The organism is Limimaricola sp. (assembly GCF_016125575.1).
GTDB lineage: Bacteria > Pseudomonadota > Alphaproteobacteria > Rhodobacterales > Rhodobacteraceae > WGLM01.
In genome coordinates, this window is sequence record NZ_WGLM01000005.1 from 108,090 (window position 1) to 131,208 (window position 23,119).

20 protein-coding genes are annotated in these 23,119 nt (G+C 62.9%); 15 read left to right on the forward strand and 5 right to left on the reverse strand.

Translation table 11 applies throughout. The features are described 5' to 3' along the window. Window positions 1-28 precede the first annotated feature (28 nt). Both GC146_RS11940 and GC146_RS11945 read left to right on the forward strand, forming a co-directional pair. The gene (locus GC146_RS11940) at window positions 29-1,954 is read left to right on the forward strand and encodes a translocase (RefSeq protein WP_291838718.1); all 1,926 of its coding nucleotides are present in this window, start codon (window positions 29-31) and stop codon (window positions 1,952-1,954) included. A 115-nt stretch (window positions 1,955-2,069) separates the two neighbouring features. Further along, window positions 2,070-2,660: a 2-hydroxychromene-2-carboxylate isomerase gene (locus GC146_RS11945; protein WP_291838721.1), complete on the forward strand. Its 591-nt coding sequence runs from the start codon at window positions 2,070-2,072 to the stop codon at window positions 2,658-2,660. A 34-nt stretch (window positions 2,661-2,694) separates the two neighbouring features. On the opposite strand, the gene GC146_RS11950 is transcribed toward GC146_RS11945, so the two are convergent. Next, entirely contained in the window at window positions 2,695-3,603 is a 909-nt protein-coding gene (locus GC146_RS11950; RefSeq protein WP_291838723.1) for a hypothetical protein, read from the reverse strand. Between the two features lie 38 nt (window positions 3,604-3,641). Beyond that, complete coding sequence (locus GC146_RS11955) at window positions 3,642-6,131, reverse strand: glycosyltransferase (RefSeq protein WP_291838726.1); 2,490 nt, start codon at window positions 6,129-6,131, stop codon at window positions 3,642-3,644. A gap of 375 nt (window positions 6,132-6,506) precedes the next feature. On the opposite strand from GC146_RS11955, the gene GC146_RS11960 reads away from it, so the two are divergent. Continuing rightward, window positions 6,507-8,027, forward strand: coding sequence for a glycosyltransferase (locus tag GC146_RS11960; RefSeq protein WP_291838729.1), 1,521 nt, complete (start codon window positions 6,507-6,509; stop codon window positions 8,025-8,027). Between the two features lie 43 nt (window positions 8,028-8,070). Here the strand turns inward: GC146_RS11960 and GC146_RS11965 are convergent, their stop codons facing one another. Continuing rightward, window positions 8,071-8,400: a hypothetical protein gene (locus GC146_RS11965; protein WP_291838732.1), complete on the reverse strand. Its 330-nt coding sequence runs from the start codon at window positions 8,398-8,400 to the stop codon at window positions 8,071-8,073. A gap of 206 nt (window positions 8,401-8,606) precedes the next feature. Next, entirely contained in the window at window positions 8,607-9,557 is a 951-nt protein-coding gene (locus GC146_RS11970; protein WP_291838735.1) for a LysR family transcriptional regulator, read from the reverse strand. An 88-nt stretch (window positions 9,558-9,645) separates the two neighbouring features. On the opposite strand from GC146_RS11970, the gene GC146_RS11975 reads away from it, so the two are divergent. The 5 genes from GC146_RS11975 (at window position 9,646) to GC146_RS11995 (ending at window position 14,668) form a co-directional block, all read left to right on the forward strand. Continuing rightward, a complete protein-coding gene (locus GC146_RS11975) occupies window positions 9,646-10,668 on the forward strand; it encodes a D-cysteine desulfhydrase (RefSeq protein ID WP_291838737.1) in 1,023 nt (340 codons plus the stop codon). Window positions 10,669-11,113: 445 nt separating this feature from the next. Continuing rightward, the gene (locus GC146_RS11980) at window positions 11,114-12,103 is read left to right on the forward strand and encodes an ABC transporter substrate-binding protein (protein ID WP_291838740.1); all 990 of its coding nucleotides are present in this window, start codon (window positions 11,114-11,116) and stop codon (window positions 12,101-12,103) included. A gap of 64 nt (window positions 12,104-12,167) precedes the next feature. Continuing rightward, on the forward strand, window positions 12,168-12,956 hold the full coding sequence (locus tag GC146_RS11985; protein WP_291838742.1) for an ATP-binding cassette domain-containing protein: 789 nt from the start codon (window positions 12,168-12,170) through the stop codon (window positions 12,954-12,956). After that, window positions 12,953-13,858: an ABC transporter permease subunit gene (locus GC146_RS11990; protein WP_291838745.1), complete on the forward strand. Its 906-nt coding sequence runs from the start codon at window positions 12,953-12,955 to the stop codon at window positions 13,856-13,858. Before GC146_RS11985 ends, GC146_RS11990 begins: the two co-directional genes overlap by 4 nt. 30 nt (window positions 13,859-13,888) lie before the next feature. Beyond that, the gene (locus GC146_RS11995; RefSeq protein ID WP_291838748.1) at window positions 13,889-14,668 is read left to right on the forward strand and encodes an alpha/beta hydrolase; all 780 of its coding nucleotides are present in this window, start codon (window positions 13,889-13,891) and stop codon (window positions 14,666-14,668) included. 3 nt (window positions 14,669-14,671) lie between these two features. Here GC146_RS11995 and GC146_RS12000 read toward each other — a convergent pair whose 3' ends face one another. Further along, window positions 14,672-15,694, reverse strand: a complete 1,023-nt coding sequence (locus GC146_RS12000; RefSeq protein ID WP_291838750.1) for a LacI family DNA-binding transcriptional regulator — start codon at window positions 15,692-15,694, stop codon at window positions 14,672-14,674. 181 nt (window positions 15,695-15,875) lie between these two features. Between GC146_RS12000 and GC146_RS12005 the strand changes: the two genes are divergently transcribed. The 7 genes from GC146_RS12005 (at window position 15,876) to GC146_RS12035 (ending at window position 23,116) form a co-directional block, all read left to right on the forward strand. Next, window positions 15,876-17,195 carry an extracellular solute-binding protein gene (locus tag GC146_RS12005; RefSeq protein ID WP_291838753.1) on the forward strand — a complete coding sequence of 440 codons (1,320 nt, stop codon included), beginning with the start codon at window positions 15,876-15,878 and terminating at the stop codon, window positions 17,193-17,195. Window positions 17,196-17,316: 121 nt separating this feature from the next. Further along, window positions 17,317-18,264, forward strand: a complete 948-nt coding sequence (locus tag GC146_RS12010) for a sugar ABC transporter permease (RefSeq protein WP_291838755.1) — start codon at window positions 17,317-17,319, stop codon at window positions 18,262-18,264. Next, window positions 18,261-19,202 carry a carbohydrate ABC transporter permease gene (locus GC146_RS12015; RefSeq protein ID WP_291838758.1) on the forward strand — a complete coding sequence of 314 codons (942 nt, stop codon included), beginning with the start codon at window positions 18,261-18,263 and terminating at the stop codon, window positions 19,200-19,202. Before GC146_RS12010 ends, GC146_RS12015 begins: the two co-directional genes overlap by 4 nt. Then, window positions 19,199-19,387, forward strand: a complete 189-nt coding sequence (locus GC146_RS12020; protein ID WP_291838761.1) for a hypothetical protein — start codon at window positions 19,199-19,201, stop codon at window positions 19,385-19,387. Before GC146_RS12015 ends, GC146_RS12020 begins: the two co-directional genes overlap by 4 nt. A 4-nt stretch (window positions 19,388-19,391) precedes the next feature. Beyond that, on the forward strand, window positions 19,392-20,489 hold the full coding sequence (locus GC146_RS12025; RefSeq protein ID WP_291838763.1) for an ABC transporter ATP-binding protein: 1,098 nt from the start codon (window positions 19,392-19,394) through the stop codon (window positions 20,487-20,489). Beyond that, a complete protein-coding gene (locus tag GC146_RS12030) occupies window positions 20,482-21,477 on the forward strand; it encodes an ABC transporter ATP-binding protein (protein WP_291838766.1) in 996 nt (331 codons plus the stop codon). Before GC146_RS12025 ends, GC146_RS12030 begins: the two co-directional genes overlap by 8 nt. A gap of 10 nt (window positions 21,478-21,487) precedes the next feature. Beyond that, the gene (locus GC146_RS12035; protein WP_291838771.1) at window positions 21,488-23,116 is read left to right on the forward strand and encodes a dihydroxyacetone kinase subunit DhaK; all 1,629 of its coding nucleotides are present in this window, start codon (window positions 21,488-21,490) and stop codon (window positions 23,114-23,116) included. The last annotated feature ends 3 nt before the right edge of the window (window positions 23,117-23,119 follow it).

Here is a 23,119-nt window from a genome sequence, read left to right on the forward strand (position 1 = left end):
TGCCCTGCCGGAACGACGACCCGTCGAGGTGAAACCATCCGACCGGGTGGTGCGCCAGGTGCTGTCACGGCTGTCGCGCGCCGACCGTCGCCCGGGGCTGTTCGAGCGGATCGAATACTTGGCCGTGGCACGGCAGGCGGCGCGGTGGCGAGGGGCCGAGGATGCAGCGCTGCGCGAGGGGCTGACCACAGCCGCGCAATGGTTGCTGCGCCATGGCGTGCAGGGCCCGCCCTTGTGGCGCGCAGCAGCGATCGTGCGCGAGATGACCCGCCGCAAACTCGGCCTCTGGCTGCATCCGGTGCAAATCACTGCAGGGCTGGCCCTGTTGCGCGGCCGGATCGTCGAGATGGCGACCGGCGAAGGCAAGACGGTGACAGTGCTTGTCCCGGCCGTCATCGCCGCCTCGATGCGGTTTCCGGTCCATATCGTGACCGTGAACGATTATCTCTCGGCCCGCGATCACAAGATCCTGCGCCCGGTGCTGGACGCGTTCGGGCTGACCTCGGCGGCCATTACCGAGGACGTCGCCCCACATCTGCGCGCCGGGGCGCACGACACCGATGTCGTCTTCACCACAAATACCAGTCTTACGTTCGATTACCTGCGCGACCGGGTGGCGCATGGGGCGGATCGCAGTGCGCTGGCCGAACTGGCGCAGGCCCGGCTTGGCGGCAAGTTTGGCCGCGCGCCGCGCAACCTTGGCCGAGGGCTGGGATTTGCCGTACTGGACGAGGTCGATTCAGTGCTGATCGACGAGGCGCAGACGCCCCTTATCATCACCGCCGAGCGTCAGGATGGCGAGACGCGCGGCCGGGCCGAGCGACTGATGCTGCATTTCGCGGCGTCCTTGCAGGCCGATCTGCACTTCCGGCTGCATGGCAGGACACGCCGGGTCGAATTGCTGCCGGCGGTCGATCCATTGATTGCAGGATGGCAGACGACAGAACCGGCCCTGGCCAGCGAAACGGCGCGGCGCGACATGCTGGGCCATGCGCTGTCGGCGCTGCATTTCTACCACCGTGACGATCAGTATATTCTCACCCCTGACGGGATCGAGATCATCGACGAATATACCGGCCGGGTGATGCCGGACCGGCAATGGCAGCAAGGGCTGCACCAGATGATCGAGGCCAAGGAAGAGGTGGCGCGCTCTGCCGACCGCGAAACGCTGGCACAAATCACCTATCAGGCTTTCTTCAATCGCTTCTTGTGGTTTGCGGGCATGACCGGCACTGCGCGCGAAATCGCGCCGGAGCTGCGCACCAGCTATGGTCGCGCCGTGCTGCGTCTGCCCACCCACCGCCGGATGCGGCTGCGGTTTCGTTCGATCAGGCTTTATCGGACCTCTGCCGCACGTTGGCGTGCGGTGGCGCGTGAGGCGGGCCGGATCGCAGGGCAGGGCCGGCCAGTATTGATTGGCACAAGATCGGTCGCGGCCTCCGAATACCTGTCGGACCTGCTCAAGGCGGAAGGGCTGGCACATGTCGTTCTGAATGCCCGTCAGGACGCGCAAGAGGCCGAAATCGTGGCGCAGGCCGGGACCGCGGGGCAGATCACCGTCGCCACCAACATGGCCGGGCGCGGCACCGATATCCCGGTCTCGCCGGCGGTCGAAGCGAGGGGCGGGCTGCATGTCATCCTGACCGAATTTCATACCTCTGCGCGGATCGACCGCCAATTGATTGGACGGACCGCGCGGCAGGGGCAGCGCGGCAGTGCCGCGGCATTCGTTTCGTTGGAAGACCCGCTGTTTGTAGACATGGCGCCACGGCTGACGGCACTGCTGCGGGGCGCGGTCCCGTTTGGCACGCGCCTGCCGGGCAAATGTGCCGACCTGTTGCGCAATGTCGCGCAGTCCCGCGCCGAGCGGCAGGGCCAAAGGCAGCGCCGCGCCACCACCCGACAGGCAGAACGTCTGCGCAAATCATATGGCTTTCGCCATGACAGGATCTAAGACCGCAGAAGGTGAAGGTGTCGTTTAGCGAAGAGCACCGCCTTGATGGGCACTTTGCCGCCTGCGTGATAGGGTGGGGTTGGCAGATGCAACAGACAGCTACGGAGGGCACTCCATGGCCATCGATTTCTGGTTCGCGATCGGCAGTACCTATACCTACTTCCCGGTCATGCGCCTCGATACGGTCGAGGCGGAAACCGGCATTCACTTCAATTGGCGGCCATTCAACTTGCGCAAGGTACTGCTTGCGATGAACAGCATTCCCTTTGCCGACAAGCCTGCGAAGCTCGCCTATATGTGGCGCGACATCGAGCGTCGGGCCGCGGCGTTCGGGCTGAGCGTGTCGATGCCGCCGCCCTACACGATCACGGATGCGGAGCGCGCCAATCGCATCGCGCTGCTTGGCCTGAAAGAGGGTTGGGGCAAGGCCTATATCCGCGCCAGCTATCGCCGCTGGTTCGCCGAAGGGCAGGATGCCGGCGCCGAGCCAAACTTCGTCGCCAGCCTGCGCGAGGCGGGTCAGGACCCGGACGCAACGCTTGCCCGGGCCGATACCGCTGAGGCCGCCGAGGCACTGGACCGCGCCACGGACGAGGCCGTTGCGCTGGGTCTCTTCGGCGCGCCAAACTTCGTTGTCGGCGACGAGGTATTCTGGGGCCATGACCGCCTCGACGACGCCATCGCCTGGCATCGGTATAAAGGCTGAGGTTTGCCAAGTCGAGGCAAGAGCCCTGGCCCCGTCAGGCCTCCGGCCGCGCGTCGCGATGCAGTGTCAAGGTAAATTCCAGCCGATCGCGCACCGGGCCATTGCAGACCAACCGCCCGAATGGAATGCGATCCAACGCAATGAGACAGTTCAGGATGTCGGCCAGCGCGAGTGGATCGAAACGCCATGCATGGACGTCGTTATAATTGTCGCGGTTGTTGTCGTAGAAGGTCAACGCCTCGGCGACCCGCGCTGGGTCGGTCGGACGAAAGGGCAAGGTCCCTGCTTCGCGCCAGTGCTGGGCAGCATCGTTGTGGACAGATAGGGCCCGCGTATTGATGATCGACGTCAGTGTATGCAGATCTCGCCCTGCGGCATGCGCCTCGAAAACATCCGAAATCGAGGACAATGGCAGGGCGGCGTCGAAGCAATAGCGCGCGTTTGGCACGATCAACGCCAGGCGCCCGCCACTTTCCAGCCGATCGCCGACATCGCAGAGGTGACCGATGAGATCCGGCTGATGTTCAAGGTTATGGGACGAAAAGATCAGCTCATATGTCTTGTCGACGCATCTCATCGTCCGGTCGGTCGAGACATAGTCGATGTCTGGCACGCCGGCCGCATCGAATTCCAACGCAGTCGCCTTCTGTTGCAGTTCTTCGGTGGTGAAAACGTCGAGGTAATCGACATCCGCTCCGCGCAGGCAAGGGTTGCAGAAGGGTCCGATTTCAAGCGCGCGGTTCGGAGTGAGGCGCGCAAGAAAACCCTCCCGCATCGCCTGCGCGCTGCTCGGGCGGCCCTCGCGGTAACCATGCATGAAGTAGTGAAGGTACAGCGCTTCGTCCGAGAACCCCCGCAGGTCGATGTTCACGTCGCGGTAAAACGTCAGATCGAGCGCAATCAGCCCGGACAGGCGCTCGAGTATCTCCGCGGGAATGGTCATGGCGCGCAACGTTGCCCGTCAGAGGGGATCATCGCTGGTTATCCATTGGTGCCCGCGATCTCGTCGAAAAGATGCCGAGCGGCAGCAGCATTCTCTTTTCCGTCTAGCTCTGCATGGCGGGCCATATTCCGTAACATGCGGGTGCGCAGGTGAGCGCGGGCGAGAACAGCCTCGTCAGGGGTGTCATAGTCATACCCGTTCCACTTTCGAAAGAACTTTGCCGCGCTTTCGAGGAAACGCGTGGTCGATGACATCTGGGTCGGGTGAAACCGCCAGCGATAGACCGACAAAGGCAGATAGCTTGCCCCAAATCCCGCGAGGTGTAGTCGCACGAAAAGGTCGTCATCCTCGTAGCCCGCAAATTGCGGGTCGAAACCGCCAACTTCGAGCAACGCGTCGCGCGAGATCAGCGAGGCCGATGGAAGCATGCAAAGGTCGCGCGAAAGGAATTGGCTTATGTCTTCGGGAATCGGCTGGCCCGGGTAGGGAAATGCGGCCTCGGCAGTCAGGGTCAGGTGCGGGTCGATCTGGTCGAAATTGGCAAAGACCCAGCCGAGGCGAGGCCGGTGCGGCGGCGCTGCACGCCAATGCGCGGCCAGCGCCTCGTTATGGGTGTCGAGGTAGATGTCGTCATGATCCAGAAAGCAGATATGGCTGCCGCGCGCGTGTTTCACGCCGCTGTTGCGCGCGCCGCCCTGGCCCTGGTTTGCCTGCCGCAAGATGGTAAAGTCCGCATCACGCGCAAAGGCATCCAGCCAGCGGGCCTCGTCGGCGTCAGAGCCGTCATCGACGACGATGATCTCTTCGGCCGGCATGGTCTGCCGCAGGACCGACTCGATCGCCTCGGGCAGGTACTTGCTGCCGTTGTAAAATGCGACAACGACCGAAATTGAAATCGGCTCGGCTGGATCGGACACCATTGGCGTCTTCGGGTCGGTTGCGACAAACGCGGTTGGCGGCCTGCAAAGGTCGCCGTCAAACCCCAGCATGGCTGTCTGAACCTCGGCCAAGGAACCGCGCACAAGCCGGGGGCCCAAATTTTGCTGACCGAAAGTGCACTTGCGCACGAAGACCATCGAATTGGCGAATTCGATTGCGCCGATCCGCTTGAGCATCGCGGGGTCAAAGCTTAGCCGATGGTGGACGAGGATGTCCTTGAGGTGCCCGATGGCGGTCTGGTCACTATCCCAATGCTCTACATTGATGATGTCGGTCAGCCTGCGGAAGAAGGCGAGCGACGAGGCCGGTTCATCCAGCCCGCCGCCAAATGCTTTCCAGTAGCTGCAATGCAGGTCTTCAATCACGAAGACGCCGTCGTCGGCCAACAAGGGAAAGTAGGCAAGAAAAGCTGCGATGATATCGCGCGAGGTATGCGACCCGTCGTCGATGATGATGTCAAACCCGCCGGTATGCTTCATCAGCGCCGTGCGTGTGACGTGGCTGTTTGCGTCGCCGACGATAACCTTGATGCGCGGGTCGTCATAGGTCAGGCGGGCGCAGGCCGGGTCGATATCGCAGCCGATGAAGACGCGACCTTCGGCAAAATATTTTGCCCAGATCTCCAGCGATCCGCCATTCTGCACACCGATCTCCAGCAGGCGCACTGGCCTATCGCGCAGCGTGGCAAAGTTGCGGTCGTAATGGCTTAGGTTCCCGCTCCACTTGTCCGATATGCGCCCGGTGTGCGCCTCGTAGAGGGTGCGCAATGGCCCGGACGCGGCCCTTGGTGCGGCGGGCATGTTGGCCGGAGCGGTAGCGTCAAAGGCATTGTAAATCGTGCCGAAGTCAACTTCTGCCTCGATTGTGCGCGCTTCGGCAATGGTTGCGGTGCCGTCCCACAGCATGATGCGCGCGTCACGCTGGCTGACGCCAAGCCCGATTGCGCGTTCAACGACATGCTCGGGGTGGCCGTCGCTGTCGAGATGGGCTCGAAAGACGTCGACCGGGTAAAGCTCTGGCAGCTTTGCCAACACTCTCGGCCGAACCCAAAACATGGTTCCTGCGAAAAAGCCCCAACGCTCGGGCAGGGGGCCATGTTGCATTGCCAGCGCAATCCCCGACTGAGTCGTATTGCCCGGTCCGTCAAGATAGGCGCTGCGCGGCCCCGAGAGTTCCACCTGCGGGTCCTGCGCGAAGGTGTCCAGATGCGCGCGAACAGTCTTTGGCGTGCCAATAAGGTCGCGCATGACCGAACGGCGCCAGCCAAGGTGGCTACCTTCCGACCGCTTGGTATGCAACTTGCACACGACATCAAGGTCCTGCAGGCGCGGCAGAAGGTGGAGAAACGGTGCCACGTCGCGCCCGATATTGGGAAATCGCACGACGTCGGCATCTGGGAAGCTGCGCCGGATCTCGTCGGCAATCGTGCTTTCCGGCGAGACCGTGACGTAAAGCCGGAACGGATCGTCAATATTGCCAAGCGTTGCCGCAATTTCCGGCCACTGATCTTCGTAGTGCAGATGCAGCACAACGCCGACGCGCAGCGGCTTGGACGCAACAGAACTTGCAGGCTCGCTCTTGCCGGTCATCGGCTTGCCCAAATCGTCAGTTCACAAAGGAGGACGTGAGAATACAAGTGGTTCCTTTCGCGGTTTGATTGTCGCGAAGGCAGCTTGCAAAACGCCCCCGTTGAACAGTTGCTTGGATGCCGAGGGTGTCCGGTCTTGTCAATCAGCGCCGCAACCTGCGCAGCTTGGTCCGGTTTGGTCTTGCCTCCCATGCGGCCACGATGCGAAGTGGCGGAAAGACGGCCCGGTGGGCAGGCGCGAGAGGGCTTTGAGGTGAGAGACGAGGGCAGCGACCACGAAGTCAGTGCGCTATGGCATCAGGGGCGCTTTTTTGGAGCTCTGGCAGCTGCTACGCGGCAGCAGGCGCGTGATGGCGAAAATTACGCCTCCCACGCCATGATTGCCAAGATCGAGTCGGCGCTTGGATTACGCGTGCGCGCGGCAGTGTCCTGGGCCAGCGCGATGCGCTTTGCCGAGGATCAGCCTGAGGCGCATGTGGCTTTGGGCTCGCTTGCCTTCGAGGAAGGCAATGTAGCGCGCGCGAAGGAACTTTACGGAAATGCCTTGTCGCTCTCGCCCGAATTCGTCCCGGCGCTGGTTTCTCTAAGCGTAGCTTGCCTGCACACCAACGACTTTGATGCCGCGCGCCGTTATGCGAGTTCCGCATTGCGGGTTCAGCCGGGCCTGCCCGAGGCGCTGCTTTGTCGGGCTCGGGCCGAGGTTGCCTGCGGCAATCTCAACCTCGCAGAAATGGACATCACCCGGTTGCAGCAGGACAATTACCGCCCCGACGAAGTGCGGCTGCTGGAATGCGACCTGAGCCGCCAGCGTGGTGATTACGAGGTCGCGCTCTGCGTCGCCGCGGAACTGTGTGACAGCTATCCCGCCGCACAAGATCCATTGACGGCCTTCCGTCGCGGTTTTCTGGAGTTTCGCAAGGCCGCGCCAGACCGTTTCCGCGACTTTGCCGAGGCACTCGAGTTGGTGCCTGCGCCGATGTCCAACGATCGGCTTGAGCTCAACATTTCCCCGTCCGGCATCAACCGCCGTGCCGGCAGGGTGGGGCAGGTGGATGTCATCGTCCCGGTGCACAACGCGCCGGAGGCTGTTGACGATTGCCTTTCGGCGGTGTTGCGGCATGCGACGGACACGATCGCCAAGATCATCCTTGTCGACGATGCCAGCGACCCCGAAACCGTGGGCCGGATGCGCCGCCTTGCCGCACGCGATAAACGGATCGAGACTATCCGGCTGGAAACACGGGTTGGTTTTACACGGGCATTGGGCGCGGGCCTTGTCCAAAGCAAGGCGCCCTACTTCGTCGCTCTCAACAGCGATACAATTGTGCCAACCGGATGGCTTGATCGCCTGCGCGACGGCTTCGAGACACGCCCGGATGTCGCCATGGTCGGCCCGATGTCAAACAACGCGGCATGGCAGAACGTCTTTCCCGTGTTCGACAATTTGGGCACGTTTGCCGTTCGCGACATCGACCCGACCGACCTTTCAACTGCCTTTGCGCAGGCCGAGGTGACGACACCCGGATTTGTTCCGACGCCTCTCGTACACGGATTCTGCGCGATGGTGGATCGGCAGGTCTTCGACTTGGTTGGCGGCCTGGATGCAGAAGCGTTTCCCGAAGGCTATGGTGAGTTTCAGGACCTTTCCATCCGGCTGCGCCAACAGGGAAAGATCTGTCTCGTCGCCAGCGATTGCCTCGTCTGGCACGCGCGGGGCGCGAGCATTTCTGCGAGGCGCCGTGGTGCGCTGTCGGAAAGGGCGCGAGGCGTCCTTTACCGCAAGTACTCGGCGCTCAACTATCTTTTCATAGAGATGGAAGCCTGCGCCAACGAGGCGCTGGATACGTTGCGCGATCGGCTGGAGCCCTGTTTGCGCGGAATCGGAAAACAGCCCTGACGACGGCGAAGCGGTAGCCCCGCCGTCACAACGTTCCTCGTGCTTAGCAGACGGTCGAATAACCGAGGCTGAACTGCGGGCGATTGTTGAGGAAATCGTAGGTCAGTGTGGTGGCGAAGTTCTGCTCGAACAGATAGCCAAAGCCGGCGTCGACGCCGATATAGCCGCCATGATCGAAGAAGTAGCTGACGCCGGCCGCGCCGACAAACTTGTCAGGCTCATTGCTTGACAGGACTTTCGCAGTGATGCCCGACGACACCGGTTTGCCACCCGCGAAGTTGAAGGCGAAACCAACCATGAATGCCGGGTCGGCCATTGCGGGTGTCGCCAGCATCAGGGCGAGGATCGCCGTCGAAGCCTTGTATCTGTTCATGTCCTCACTCCTTCAGCTTTCACGCAGGCCAACTGGACTCACGTCTTTTGATTGCCCCATTCCTTCCTTCTGTCAGGACTTTTGTCCAGTCCGAAGTCGCGATCTGGTACAACTATGGGGCAATTTCCAAACAAAAAAGCCACAACTTCGGGCATTTGGCGACTGCAGTGTCGGTTTAAGTGCCATCGCGCCCCGCACCCGCGGTGTCAGGCCGGTGTGACGCCGGCTGCGATTTCGGACAGGCGGTAGTGGCTCAGCCGCTCCCAGACGGCGACCTCGACGGGGCGGGGGTTTCCGACCAGTCTGACGGCGGTCACTTCGAGGCTGCAGCTGGGCAGGAAATCGGACAGGTTCACCAGTTTGCCCGCGGAAATCCTCTCTTGCGCAAGCGATTGGGGCACCCATGCAACGCCGATCCCCATGGTCGCCAGTTCAAGGGCTGCAAGCGTCAGCGCGGTTTCTGCCCTCGGGGCCGCCTCGATGGCGCTGCGGACGCGAGGCATCACGCTGCGTTCGAGAACCTGGCCAAGGAACACTTCGGCAGGATAGGCGACATAAGGCACCACCGTTGCGTCGGGACCGGTGACGAGATTTGCAAGTGCATCGGGCGCCAGGACGGGGATCAGCGCCTCGACCCCCATCGTGATGCTTTCGATGTAGGAGCCGAGAATCGGATGCTCTGTCTCACGCAGGCGATAGACGATCAGGATATCGGCCTGTCGCGACAGCAACTGCGAGAAGCACTCGGCAAGGTTGGCCGAGCGCAGGCGGATATAGATGTCGCCCCGGTCACGATTGAGGTTCTTGATGATCGAGGGCGTCAGGCTGGTGGTCAGCGAATGCTGGCTGGAAATGACGAGGTTGTTGGCCGACATATGGTCACCGCGGCGCAGTTCCGCCCCAAGTTGCCTGAGTTGCCGCGCCAGCATGGCGATCTGGTCGCGCTGCGCAGCTGTATGGGTCAGCAGCTGCACCGGCTTGCGCGTCCGGTCGAAAAGTTCGACGCCAACCTGATCCTCGATGTGCTGGATGCGCCGTGAAAAGGCGGAGGGCGTCAGGTGGCGCCGCTCGGCTGCTTCACTGAAAGATCCGGTTTCCGCAACCGCAAGGATATCTTCCAGCCATTCCAGCCGCATTTCGCCCCCTAACTTGCGCAAGATGCAAGTTATCTCGAGATATTCGCATTTGCTATTCAAATCGGACGGGATGAGAGTTGTCTTACGCAAGTTCCAACAAGGACGCACCATGCATCTCGCGCGATTCCCCCGGGTCTTTCTGGCCCATCTCCCCACTCCGCTGGAAAAGCTGGACCGCCTGTCGAAAGAACTGGGTGGGCCGGAAATCTGGATCAAGCGGGACGACTGCACCGGCCTCTCGACTGGCGGCAACAAGACCCGCAAGTTGGAATTCCTGATGGCCGAGGCGCAGGCGATGGGTGCCGACACGGTGATGACCCAAGGCGCCACGCAGTCCAACCACGCGCGCCAGACAGCGGCGGCAGCGGCCAAGCTTGGCATGGGTTGCCATATCCTTCTGGAAGACCGGACCGGCTCGAACGACGCCAATTACAACACCAACGGCAACGTCCTGCTGGATCACCTGCACGGGGCCACCACCTCGAAGCGGGCCGGCGGCATGGACATGCAGGCCGAGATGGAGGCCGTGGCCGACAAGCTGCGCGCCGAGGGGCGCAAGGTCTACCTGATCCCCGGCGGCGGCTCGAACGCGACCGGTGCGCTTGGCTATGTCAACTGCGCCTTCGAGATGATTGCGCAGGCCAATGACCGGGCGCTCGCGATAGACCATATCGTGACGGCGACCGGCAGCGCGGGCACGCAAGCGGGCCTGATTACCGGGCTCAAGGCGATGAATGCCGGTATCCCGCTGACGGGCATTGGCGTGCGCGCGCCGAAGGAGCGTCAGGAAGAGATGGTCTTCGCCTTGGCGCAGAAGACCGCTCAGAAAATGGGCTGCCCCGATGTGGTGCAGCGCGGCGACGTGGTCGCCGACAGCAACTATGTTGGCCCCGGATATGGCATTCCCCGCGAGGACACGCTGGAGGCGATCCGCATGTTTGCGCAGCTGGAAGCGATCCTTCTAGACCCAGTCTATTCCGGCAAGGGCGCCGCTGGCCTGATCGACTATTGCCGCAAGGGCAAGTTCAAGAAGGGCGAGCGTGTGGTGTTCCTGCACACCGGCGGTTCGGCGGCACTGTTCGGTTATGATGCCGTCTTTGCCTCCGACACCAAGTCCTTGAGCGTTGGATAGGCAAATGGCGCAAGGGCGGCTTTGCGAAACCCTCTGTGACGGGCCACGGTTTGCCGGTCATGGTATCGCCGCCACCCGGGGGCGAGCGATCTGATGCAGTTTGAAGGCATCCGCGCGGTCTCGAAAGCGGTCCTTCCGCAACTTTGGCTGGCAGGTGTCGGTGGGATCACCGCAGGCGCTGCACAGCGGTACTTTTCCCCGGCATCTCAAGCTGATGCGGTGTCTGCCCGCGGGGCGGGCATCGGGCCGCGCGCCTGCATGGTTTCGTTGCGTCGTGCAGATTCCTTTGGCGAGGGCACCAGAATCTTTGACGCAAGCGGCATTCTCGTGGACGTTAGTGACAAGCTGCGTTGCACGGGGTACACGTGACGAGGGGTTTTGCCCAAGTCACGACCTGACGATCAACAACAGTGACAACAATACAGACGACAAGGAGGAACGACCCATGAAACTGACACTGAAGAAACTCGTTCTCGGCGTCATGGCTTCGGCCATGATGGCTGGGACCGCCTCGGCCGAGAAGGTGATCATCGGCGATTTCGGCAACCCCACGCCGATGCAGCTGCTGGCCTCTACAGATGCCATCCAGAAGGCGACCGGCTGGGATGTCGAATGGCGCAAGTTCGCGTCCGGCACCGACGTCATCGCGGCCATGGCCTCGGGCGACGTGGTGCTGTCCGAGCTTGGCTCGTCGCCGCTGGCGATCGCCGCCAGCCAAGGCGTGGACCTGCAACTGATCGCTTTCTCCGACGTCATCGGCAAGGCCGAGTCGCTGATCGCGCATAACGGGTCGGGCATCTCGAGCGTGGCCGATCTGAAGGGCAAGCGCATTGCGGTGCCGGTCGGTTCGACCGCGCATTACTCGCTGATGGGTGCGCTCAAGCATGAGGGCATTGCCGAGGGCGACGTGACGATCATCAGCATGCCGCCTGACCAGATCGCCGCTTCATGGGATCAGGGTGTGATCGACGCCGCATGGATCTGGCAGCCGGTGCAGTCGGAAATCCTCAAGACCGGCACGCTGATCATCGGCGCCGACGAGACCGCCGCCTGGGGCTATCCGACCTTTGACGGCTGGGTGGTGAACACCAAGTTCGGCGAGGCCAACCACGACAAGATCGTCGCCTTCCTCAAGGAAGTTGACCGGGTCAACAACATGTACCTGAAGGACCCAGCCGCATGGACGGCCGACAGCCCCGAAGTGCAGCAGATCGCTGCGGCCACCGGTGCCGATCCGGCGCAGGTCCCCGGTATTCTTGAGGGCTTCACCCTGCTGCCGATGTCGACCCAGATCACCTCGACCTGGCTGGGTGGTGCTGCGGCGACGGTTCAGTCGACAGCCGAGTTCCTGAAAGGCGCTGGCCGGATCGACTCGGTCGCGTCCGACTATACCGGCTTCGTGAACGCCAGCTACGCGGAAGACGCGGCGAAGTAAGTGCCGAACGATCCTGCCCGGCTTCGGCCGGGCAGGACACCTCCAACCGTTGGGGAGATGCCAGATGGGGCTGACGATTGAAAACGTGTCGGTGGTGTTCCCGGCCGCCAACGGGCGCCCGCCGGTCTCCGCCCTAAGCGAGATCAACCTTCAGATCGACGATCGCGAATTCGTCGTGGCACTGGGAGCCTCGGGATGCGGAAAATCAACCCTTCTCAACCTGATAGCCGGGTTCCTTGCGCCGACGTCGGGCGAGTTGACCTTGAATGGCAGGCGGGTTGAAGGGCCGGGTGCCGACCGGGCCGTCGTGTTCCAGAAACACGCGCTTCTGCCGTGGCTTAACGTGATCGACAACGTGGCCTTCGGGTTGCAGATCCAAGGGATCAGCCGGGCCAAACGCTATGAGACAGCCAACAAGTTCGTCGGTCTTCTTGGCCTTGACGGATTTCAGAAATCGCCCGTCTACATGCTGTCGGGCGGGATGCAGCAGCGGGTGGGTATTGCCCGCGCGCTGACCTGTGACCCCGACGTTCTGCTGATGGACGAACCGCTTGGCGCGCTGGACGCGCTGACGCGGGAAAAGGCGCAGGAATTGATCCTGAACATCTGGGATAACACCCACAAGTCGATCTTCTTCATCACCCACAGCGTGGAAGAGGCGCTGTTCATGGGTACCAAGCTGGTCGTGATGTCGCCACGCCCCGGCCGGATCACCCATGTCTTCGACCTGCCGTTTTCGCGGCAGTTCCTGGACGGCCAGTCGGCCCGCGAGGTCAAGGCCGCGCCCGAGTTCATCCGCCTGCGCGAGGACGTCCTCAAGATCATCTTCGCCGACGAGGAGGCCGCAGCATGACCGACAAGACCGCAGCAGACGCCCATGTCGAACCACGCGCAGAACCGCAGCGCGCCCCGCGTCCCAGCCCCGGCCTGATCGCGCGGATGTCGCGGGCACGCCCGACGAAGCCCGGCGAGATTTACGGCGTGCCGGGACATGGCAACACGCTTTGGCTTTCGGCCTTTTCGATCGGGCTGTTCTTCTTCGTCTGGTGGGGGGTCACCGCGATCGGCTGGGTCAAGCCGCTGTTCATACCGCCGCCGATGGCGATCGTGACGAAGTTCATCTCGATCTGGAACACCGGCTTTACCGGCACACCGTTCCTTGAACACCTGTCAATCTCGACCTTCCGGGTGTTCAGCGCATTTATCCTTGCTTGCGTCATCGGCTTGCCGCTGGGGCTTGCTATGGGGATGAGTCCGCTGATGCGCGGCTTGTTCGATCCGCCGATCGAGTTTTACCGCCCGATCCCGCCGCTGGCCTACCTGCCGCTGATGATCATCTGGTTCGGTATCGGCGAAACCTCGAAGATCCTGCTGATCTTCCTGTCGGTCTTTGCGCCGATCGTGCTGGGTGCGCGCGCGGGGGTGAAATCGGCCGCGATCGAACAGATCCATGCCGCCTATTCATTCGGCGCGTCGCGATGGCAGGTCATGCGCTATGTCATCATGCCGTCGGCGATGCCCGAGATCCTGACCGCAATGCGGGTGGGCATCGGCTTTGGCTGGACGACGCTGGTTGCGGCCGAGATGGTCGCCGCCACCAAGGGCCTGGGCTACATGGTGCTGTCGGCGAGCCAGTTTCTGCAGACGCCGGTGGTGATCATGGGGATCTTCGTGATCGCCATCATCGCCTTCGCGTTCGACCTGCTGATGCGCTTTGTCGAGCGGCGCGTGGTGCCGTGGAAGGGCCGGATGTAGGTCTGGCCCTTGATGGGGTGACGTGCGCAGATGGTGCAACTTTCCTACGCGCGGCAGGGCGCAGGGCCGCCGCTTGTCCTGGTCCATGGCTTTCTAGGCGGCAGCGCGATGTGGGCGGCCCAGCGCGCGGCCTTCTCGGCCACGCATGACGTGATCTGCCCTGATCTGGCGGGTTTCGGTGACAGTGCCGCGTTACAGGCGCCTGAGACGGTCGAGGGCCATGCGCGTCTGGTACTGGACCTGCTGGATGAGCTGCGCGTCGAAAGCTTTGATCTGCTGGGCCATTCAATGGGAGGCATGGTCGTGCAGGAGATGGCGCGCCTTGCCCCCGGTCGCATCAACACCTTGATCCTTTACGGCACCGGCCCGCAGGGCGTGTTGCCGGGCCGGTTCGAAACCATCGCGCAATCGCGCGCACGATTTGTCGCGGACGGCATGGAACGCACCGCCGCGCGGATTGCCGCGACGTGGTTCCGTGAGGGCGAGGCGGCAGCCGATTATCCGCTATGCCTCGCGTTGGGGCGCAAGGCGAGCCTTCAGGCCGCACTGGCCAGCCTGACAGCATGGGAAGGCTGGGACGGGCGTGCGGCGCTTGCGGGGATCAGGGCGCGTACCCTAGTTCTATGGGGCAGCCATGACCGGTCTTACAACTGGTCGCAGCCGGAAATGCTGTGGCGGAACATCCCCGGTGCCGACCTCGCCGTTGTGCCCGAGGCTGCCCATAACGTGCATTTCGAGCGGCCGGACATCTTCAAGGCCCTTGTCGGCCATTTCGTAGGTGACCGGGCAAGGGCCGCGACTGGAGAATAACGCTCAGAGGTTCTCCAGTAGGACGATCTCGATCCGGATCTTTTCCTGCGAGGCCAGCAACATGCTTTGGCCCGCCTTCGCCCGCAACGTCCGGATCGCGCTGCGCACCAGGTGGCCCGGGTTCTGGGCGATGACCGCGTCGATATCCCCCTTGCGCAACCCGTCCTCTGTAAAGGGCGTGCGTTCGTGTACGATCACGATCTGCGGGCGGGGCGCGGCCACTTCGGCGGCCGCAGCAAGAGCCACCCGGGCCTCTGAGCCCAAGACGTAGAAGCCGACCACAGGTTGCCGGCTTTGCATGGCGTTGCCGATGATCTGCCTTGCGCGCGCATGATCGCCATAGGTTTCCAGCGAGGGCAGGGCGGTCAGCCGGGGAAAGTCTCGCGTGATGACCTCGTCGAAGCCCTGACGGCGTTCAATGCTGTCGCGTGCGTGCATGGTGTCGGCGACGACAAGGATGCCACCTTCTGCTCCACCGGCGAAACGGCCCATCAGACGCCCGGCGGTTGCCCCGGCTGCGTGGTTGTCGATGCCCACGAAATCGCCGGCGGGCGTGCCGGGTTGGCCGGTGATGAATGCCAGCCCCTCGATCCCGCGCTCGGGCAGCCGCAAGACCGCGTCGCGGACGGGGGGTGATTCCGGTGCCATGATCGCCACGCCGTCCACCTCGGCCGGATCAAGGCCGGTCAGGTACTTGGCCAACAGGTGCGGGTCGAGCGTGTCGATCTGCACGACCTCGGCCACGACCATTTCCGAGGCGAAGGCAGCGTTGGCCTCGGAAATGCGGGCAATGACCTCGCCCAGGAACTGGTCTCCGGTGCGCGGCAGGACGAAGAGAAACCGGTAAGGCCTGCGCCGGGCGAGGATCGCGGCAGAGGCATTGCGCACAAAGCCCAGTTTGTCGATCGCCTCGTTGACGCGCCGGACGGTTTCGGCGGTGACACCGGGCCGTTCGTTAAGCACGCGGTCCACCGTGGCAAGGCTGACACCCGCTTCCCGCGCTAGATCTTTTGTTGTCGGTCGCATCGGGACTGTCCGGGCTCATCTTTGCTCGTTTGGTACAATTTCTGGCAACAAGGCGGGAAAGGCAAGGCGTTTGAGGTACGCACCTCACAATTACCTTGCCATGAGGTACGCACCTCACGTAATAGAATTACAGGGCGAGTCGCGGCGTGGAAGCCGTGCCCTTCAACCGGGAGGACAAGAGATGAAATCCAAACTGCTATTTTCGGCCGCCGCGGCAGCGTTCGTCGCTGGCGCCACGGGGGCCAAGGCCGAGGATCTGACGCTGTGCTGGGCCGCCTGGGATCCGGCCAACGCGTTGATCGAACTCAGCAAAGAATACGAAGCCCAGTCCGGCAATACGATGCATTACGAATTCGTGCCATGGACCAGTTTCGCCGACCGGATGCTGAACGAGCTGAACTCGGGCGGGCACCTGTGCGACCTGATGATCGGCGACAGCCAGTGGATTGGTGGTGCAGCCGAGAACGGGCAGTACATCAAGCTTAACGACTTCTTCGACGCCAACGGCATCAAGATGGACGACTTCATCCCCGCCACCGTGGTGGGCTATGCCGAATGGCCGAAGAACACGCCCAACTACTACGCCCTGCCGGCTTTTGCCGACGTGGTCGGCTGGACCTACCGCAAGGACTGGTTCGCCCGGCCCGAGCTGCAGGCCGAGTTCAAGGCGAAATACGGCTATGACCTTGCCCCGCCCGCGACCTTCGCGCAGCTCAAGGACATTGCCGAATTCTTCCAGGGCCGTGAGATCGACGGCAAGAAGGTATATGGCGCCTACATCTACACCGAACGCGGCTCCGAAGGCATCACGATGGGTGCGATGGACGTGCTCTATTCCTACGGGTTCAAGTACCAGAACCCCGACAAGCCCTATGACATGGAGGGATTCGTCAACTCGCCCGGCGCCATCGCGGGGCTGGAATACTACAAGGCGCTTTACGATTGCTGCACCGCGCCGGGGATGTCGAACGCCTACATGGGCGAGGGTGTGGACGCCTTCAAATCCGGGCAGGTGGCGATGCAGATGAACTTCACCTTCACATGGCCCGGCTTCAACACCGATCCCAATGTCGGCGGAGACAAGACCGGCTACTTCCCCAACCCCGCCGGCCCCGATGGCGAACAGTTCGCCCAGCTGGGCGGGCAGGGGATCTCGGTTGTCGCGGCCTCGTCCAAGCAGGCGGCAGCGCTGGATTACATCAAGTGGTTCGCACAGCCTTCGGTGCAAGCGAAGTGGTGGCAGCTTGGCGGTTACTCGGCACTGAAGTCAGTTGTCGATGCGCCTGATTTCGCCACCAGCCAGCCCTACGCACAGGCCTTCCTCGACTCGATGGCGATCGTGAAGGATTTCTGGGCCGAGCCCAGCTACGCAGCGCTGCTGCAAGCCTCGCAGAAACGCTTCCACGACTATGTGGTGGCCGGGCAGGGCACAGCGAAAGAGGCGCTTGACGGTCTGGTCGCCGACTGGACCGAGGTGTTCAAGGAAGACGGCAAGCTCTGATCCTCCCTGGCGTCCGGCCCTCGGGCCGGGCGTCCCCTTGCTGCGGCGCGTGGGGGCTTCCGGGGCCCCTGACCCTCGCGCATGATGACACTGCACGTTCTTGCCCCGGGAAGGTCCCACCATGTCCGAACCTTTGTCCCAACGCGCTGCGACAGCAACGCCGCCCGTCCTTGCCCACCGCATCCGCGGCCTGTCGGACCGGGCCATCGCATGGATCTTCGTGGCACCGACAATCGCGCTGCTGTTGGCGGTCAATATCTTTCCGCTGATATGGACGATCCGGCTAAGCCTGACCAACTACCGCTCGAACCGACCCAACGCGCCGGTGAAGTGGGTGGGGCTGGAGAATTACCAGAAGATCCTGCACGACCCCGACATCTGGAACACCTTTCAGGTGACCGCGCATTTCCTGATCTGGACGCTGGTGTTGCAGGTTCTGCTGGGGTTTGGCCTTGCCTACCTGATCAACAAGAAGTTTCGCGGTAATGACCTGTGGACGACGATCATCGTGCTGCCGATGATGCTGTCGCCCGCCGTCGTCGGCAATTTCTGGACCTTCCTCTACCAGCCGCAGATCGGGCTCTTCAATTACGTGATCGCATTCTTCACCGGTGCCGATCCGTCCAGCTTTTCGATGATTGGTGACGTGGGGCTGGCGCCTTGGGCGATCGTGATCGTCGATACCTGGATGTGGACGCCCTTCGTCATGCTGATCTGCCTGGCAGGGCTGCGCTCGATCCCGCCAAGCATTTACGAGGCGGCCGAATGCGACCGTGCCAGTAAGTGGCGCCAGTTCTGGACCATCACCCTTCCCATGGTGCTGCCCTTCCTGATGCTGGCAGTACTGTTTCGCGGCATCGAGAACTTCAAGATGTTCGACCTTGTCGTGCAGCTGACGGGCGGCGGGCCCGGGTCCACGACCGAGCTGACCTCGATCAACCTCAAGCGTGAGGCCTTCGAGAAATGGCGCACCGGCTATGCCTCGGCTTATGCGGTGATCCTCTTCGTGACCGTCTTCGGTCTGGCCTCGATCTACGTGAAGGCCCTCAACAAGGTGAAGGACAGATGAGCGCAGTTTCCGTCACCGTGCCGTCACGGCGGCAGAAATGGATCGCGGGCACCGTGGTGATCATCTACGCGCTGGTCACGATCATGCCGCTGCTGTGGATCATCGCAACCGGGTTCAAGACGCCGTCGGACGCGATCTCGTACCCGCCGAAGGTGATCTTCCAGCCCTCGCTGGAAGGATACGTCAACCTCTTCACGACGCGCAGCCGGGTCGCCCCCGATACGCTGGCCGCTCTGGGCGAACCCACCACCTGGTATGACCGCATCGTGCGCCAATACGACATGGTTATCACCGGCCCGTCGCGATACGGCGCGCGCTTCCTCAACTCCGTGATCATCGGCTTTGGCTCGACCTTCCTGTCGGTCTTTCTCGGCACCATCGCGGCCTATGCGTTTTCCCGCTTCAAAGTGCCGTTGAAGGACGACCTGATGTTCTTTGTCCTGTCGACAAGGATGATGCCGCCTATCGCCGTCGCGATCCCGATTTTCCTGATGTATCGCCAGCTCGGCCTGAGCGACACGCATCTCGGCATGATCCTGCTTTACACCGCGGTGAACCTGTCGCTGTCGGTCTGGCTGCTGAAAGGGTTCATCGACGAGATCCCGGTGGAATACGAAGAGGCGGCCCTGATTGACGGCTACACCCGGTTTCAGGCCTTCGTGAAGGTCGTGCTGCCGCAGGCCGCCACCGGCATCGCCTCGACCGCGATCTTCTGCCTGATCTTTGCATGGAACGAATATGCCTTTGCGGTGCTGCTGACTTCGGGCATCGCGCAGACGGCGCCGCCTTTCATCCCCACGATTATCGGCACCGGCGGCAAGGACTGGCCCGCCGTCGCCGCCGGCGCCACGCTGTTCCTGCTGCCGGTCATGGTCTTTACCATCCTGTTGCGGCGCCATCTGCTGCGCGGCATCACCTTCGGAGCGGTGCGCAAATGAGCGAGTTCATCAGCGGCCTTTTCCGACTGCGTCGCGGACCATGGGAAATGCTGGCGACGATCCTGATCGCGCTAGGCGTGGTGATGCTGATGCAGCCCTTCGTGCTGATCCTGTTCACCTGGTCCTTTCTTGTGACCCTTGCCGGCACGGTGATGTTCATCATCGTCAGCCATTTTCCGGAGTAGCCCCGTGGCGCAGATCATTATCAGGAACCTGCGCAAGGACTTCGGTGCCTTCACCGCGGTGCAGTCTTCGACATTCACCATCGAGGATGGCGAGTTCTTCATGCTGCTTGGGCCCTCGGGCTGTGGCAAGACCACCACCTTGCGGATGATTGCCGGGCTGGAGTTGCCCAGTTCGGGCGAGATTTTCATCGACGGCGAGGAGGTCAGCCAAAAACCTGCCAGCCAGCGCGACATCGCCTTCGTGTTCCAGATGTTCGCGCTCTATCCGCACATGAACGTGCGACGCAACATCTCTTACCCATTGATCAGCCAGGGCATGCCGCGCGCGCAGGTGCGCGAGAAGGTGGCCGAGGTTGCGGCCATCCTCGGTATCGAGGACCTGCTGGACAGGCCCGTGGGTGGCCTTTCGGGCGGCGACCGGCAGCGCGTGGCGCTTGGACGGGCGATCGTGCGCGATCCGGCCTGTTTCCTGATGGACGAGCCGTTGGGGGCGCTCGATGCCGAGTTCCGCGAGCGCATGGCAGAAGAGCTGCGCGCGCTGCACGACAGGATGGGCGCGACGACGATCTACGTCACTCATGATCAGCTGGAAGCAATGCAGATGGGCGACAAGATCGTCGTGATGAACCACGGCGTGGTCGAACAGTTCGGCACGCCACAAGACATCTACGATTGGCCCGCCACGCTGTTCGTGGCCAATTTCATCGGCTCGCCGCCGATGAATGCGCTGCGCTTCGAGGGCGCTGTCGGGCCGGGGCAGGATAGCGTGATGCTGGGCGATGCTGCCGTTGCCATCCCTGCCTTGCGCGCGCAGGCCAATGGTGCGCTGGTCCTCGGTGTTCGGCCGGAACATGTTCATCCTGACGATTCCGCACCTTACCGTGGCCGGGTGACCGCGACGGAATACCTTGGCACGACCCAGATCGTCAGCTTCGACACACCGAATGGCCCGCTGAAGGCGCGGCTGCCCTCATCCGTGCCGGTTGCGGTTGGTACCACGACCGGGCTGCGCTTTGATGCGCGCAAGCTGAGCCTCTTTGATGGATCGAGCGGCCATGCGCTGGTCTCCGAAGCAAATGCCGGAGTGCTGCAACATGGCTGAAGTGATCCTGCGCAATGTCACGCGGCGCTTCGGCGAGACCACGGCGCTGGACGACGTGTCCATGACGGTGCCCGACGGCGCGTTCGTGGTGTTGTTGGGCCCGACGGGGGCCGGCAAGACGACAACACTGCGGCTTGTCTCGGGCCTTGATGTGCCGGACCGGGGCGAGATTTTCATTGGCGGGCGGCCGATGAAGGGGTTGACGCCCGCGCAGCGCAACGTGGCGATGGTGTTCCAGCAATACTCGCTCTACCCCCATCTGAGCGTCAGGGAGAACCTCGCGTTCCCGCTGAAATCGCCGCTGCTGCGCACACCGCGGGCCGAGATCGACCGCAAGGTCGCCGAGGTGGCGAACGTGCTGCAGATCGCGCACAAGCTGGATAACAAGGCGACCGCGCTATCGGGCGGCGAGATGCAGCGCGTCTCGATCGGGCGGGCGTTGGTGCGCAACCCGGCGGTCTACCTGATGGACGAACCGCTCAGCTCGCTTGATGCCAAGCTGCGGGCGGACTTGCGTACCGAGTTGAAGAACATCCAGGCCAATTCAGGGGCCACGCTGATCTACGTCACCCATGACCAGATCGAGGCGATGACGATGGCCACACATGTGGGTATACTGGACCAAGGGCGACTGGTGCAGTTCGGCCCCCCGCGCGAGGTCTACGAGAACCCGGTCAGCATCTATGCTGCGGGCCGCCTTGGCCAGCCGCGCATCAACATCCTGCCTGCAGACCTTTTTGGGACGGCCCCGGATGGCGCGCGGTTCATCGGCCTGCGGCCCGAGCAGATCGTGCAAGGCGAAGGGCAGGACAGCGTGGTGCGGCGTGTCGAACATCTGGGCGACCAGACACGACTGCACCTGAATTTTCGCGACCATGATCTTGTCACCGTGACGGACGCGCATACGCCGCTACGACCGGGTGACGCCCTGCCAATCCGCCCCGACAAACCATTTTACTTTGACGCCAATGGCGCGCGCATCGTGTGAGGACCATTTGATGACCCAATTCATTAACAGGAAAGAGGACCTCGTCACCGAGGCCATCGACGGCGTGGTAATGGCCTCGGGCGGCCGGCTGGCGCGGCTTGACGGCTATCCGCATATCCGCGTGGTGGTGCGTACGGACTGGGACCGCAGCAAGGTGGCGCTCGTCTCGGGCGGCGGATCGGGGCACGAACCGGCCCATGCGGGTTTCGTCGGGCAGGGCATGCTGACCGCCGCTGTCTGCGGCGATGTCTTTGCCAGCCCGTCGGTCGATGCGGTGCTGGCCGGCATCCTTGCCGTGACGGGGCCTGCGGGCTGCCTGCTGATCGTCAAGAACTATACCGGCGACCGGCTGAATTTCGGCCTTGCCGCCGAACGGGCGCGCGCCTTCGGGCTGAAGGTGTCGATGGTGATTGTCGACGACGATATCGCGCTGCCCGATCTGCCGCAGGCGCGGGGCGTCGCAGGCACGCTTTTCGTGCACAAGATCGCGGGCGCGATGGCCGAGCAGGGCGCCGACCTCGACACCCTGACCGCGACCGCACAAGCGGTGATCGAGGGGACGCGGAGCATCGGTATGTCACTTGATACCTGCACGGTTCCAGGCTCTCCCAAGGAAAACCGCATCCCGCAGGGCATGGCGGAACTGGGCCTTGGCATCCATGGTGAATCGGGTGTCGAACAGATTGCCTACGAGACCGCCGCGCAGGCGATGCAAGCGGTTGCGGCCAAGCTGGCCCGCGATATCGGGCCAGACATGCATGTTGCGCTACTGAACAATCTTGGCGGTGCCTCGGCGCTGGAGATGTCGGTGCTGGCCTATGAATTGGCCCGCTCTGAATTGGGCCGGCAACTTGCCCTGATCGTAGGGCCAGCGGCGATGATGACATCGCTGGACATGCGCGGGTTCTCGGTTTCGCTCTTGCCGTTGACGCCGGAGTTTACCGCTGCGCTGCAGTCACCGACGCCGCTGGCCGCCTGGCCCGGTGTCCACGCCATGACACCGGTCAACGTTGTCGCCCTCCCCGATGGGCTGACGCCGATCCGCGCGCTGCCCTCCGACCATCCGCAGACACGGGCGTTCCTAACGCGCTGCTGCGAGATCCTGATCGCGGCAGAGGCGGATCTTAACGCGCTGGATGCCAAATCGGGCGACGGCGATACCGGATCGACGCTGGCCGGTGCGGCGCGGGCGTTGCTGGTGGCGATGGACAGGCTTCCGCTGGCTGACCAGACCCAGCTTTATCGTGCGATCGGCCTTGAACTAAGTCAGACGATGGGCGGCTCGTCGGGGGTGTTGCTGGCGATTTTCTTTGCAGCGGTGGGCGATGCCTCGTCCAGCGGGCTGCCGATGGACAGTGCCTTGCGCGCGGGCCTCGAACGGATGCAGCAGATCGGTGGCGCGCAGTTGGGCGATCGGACGATGATCGACGCGCTGGAGCCTGCCCTCAATGCCCTTGGCAAGGGGCTGGAGGCTGCTGCGGCGGCCGCGCGCAAGGGGGCCGATCACACCGCGACTTTGTCGCGCGCCAAGGCCGGGCGCGCCGCCTATATCGGCGCGGGCCAGTTGATTGGCCATGTTGATCCAGGGGCCGAAGCGGTGGCGCGCCTGTTCGAAGGGCTTTGCGCCCGCGTCAGTTGAGCC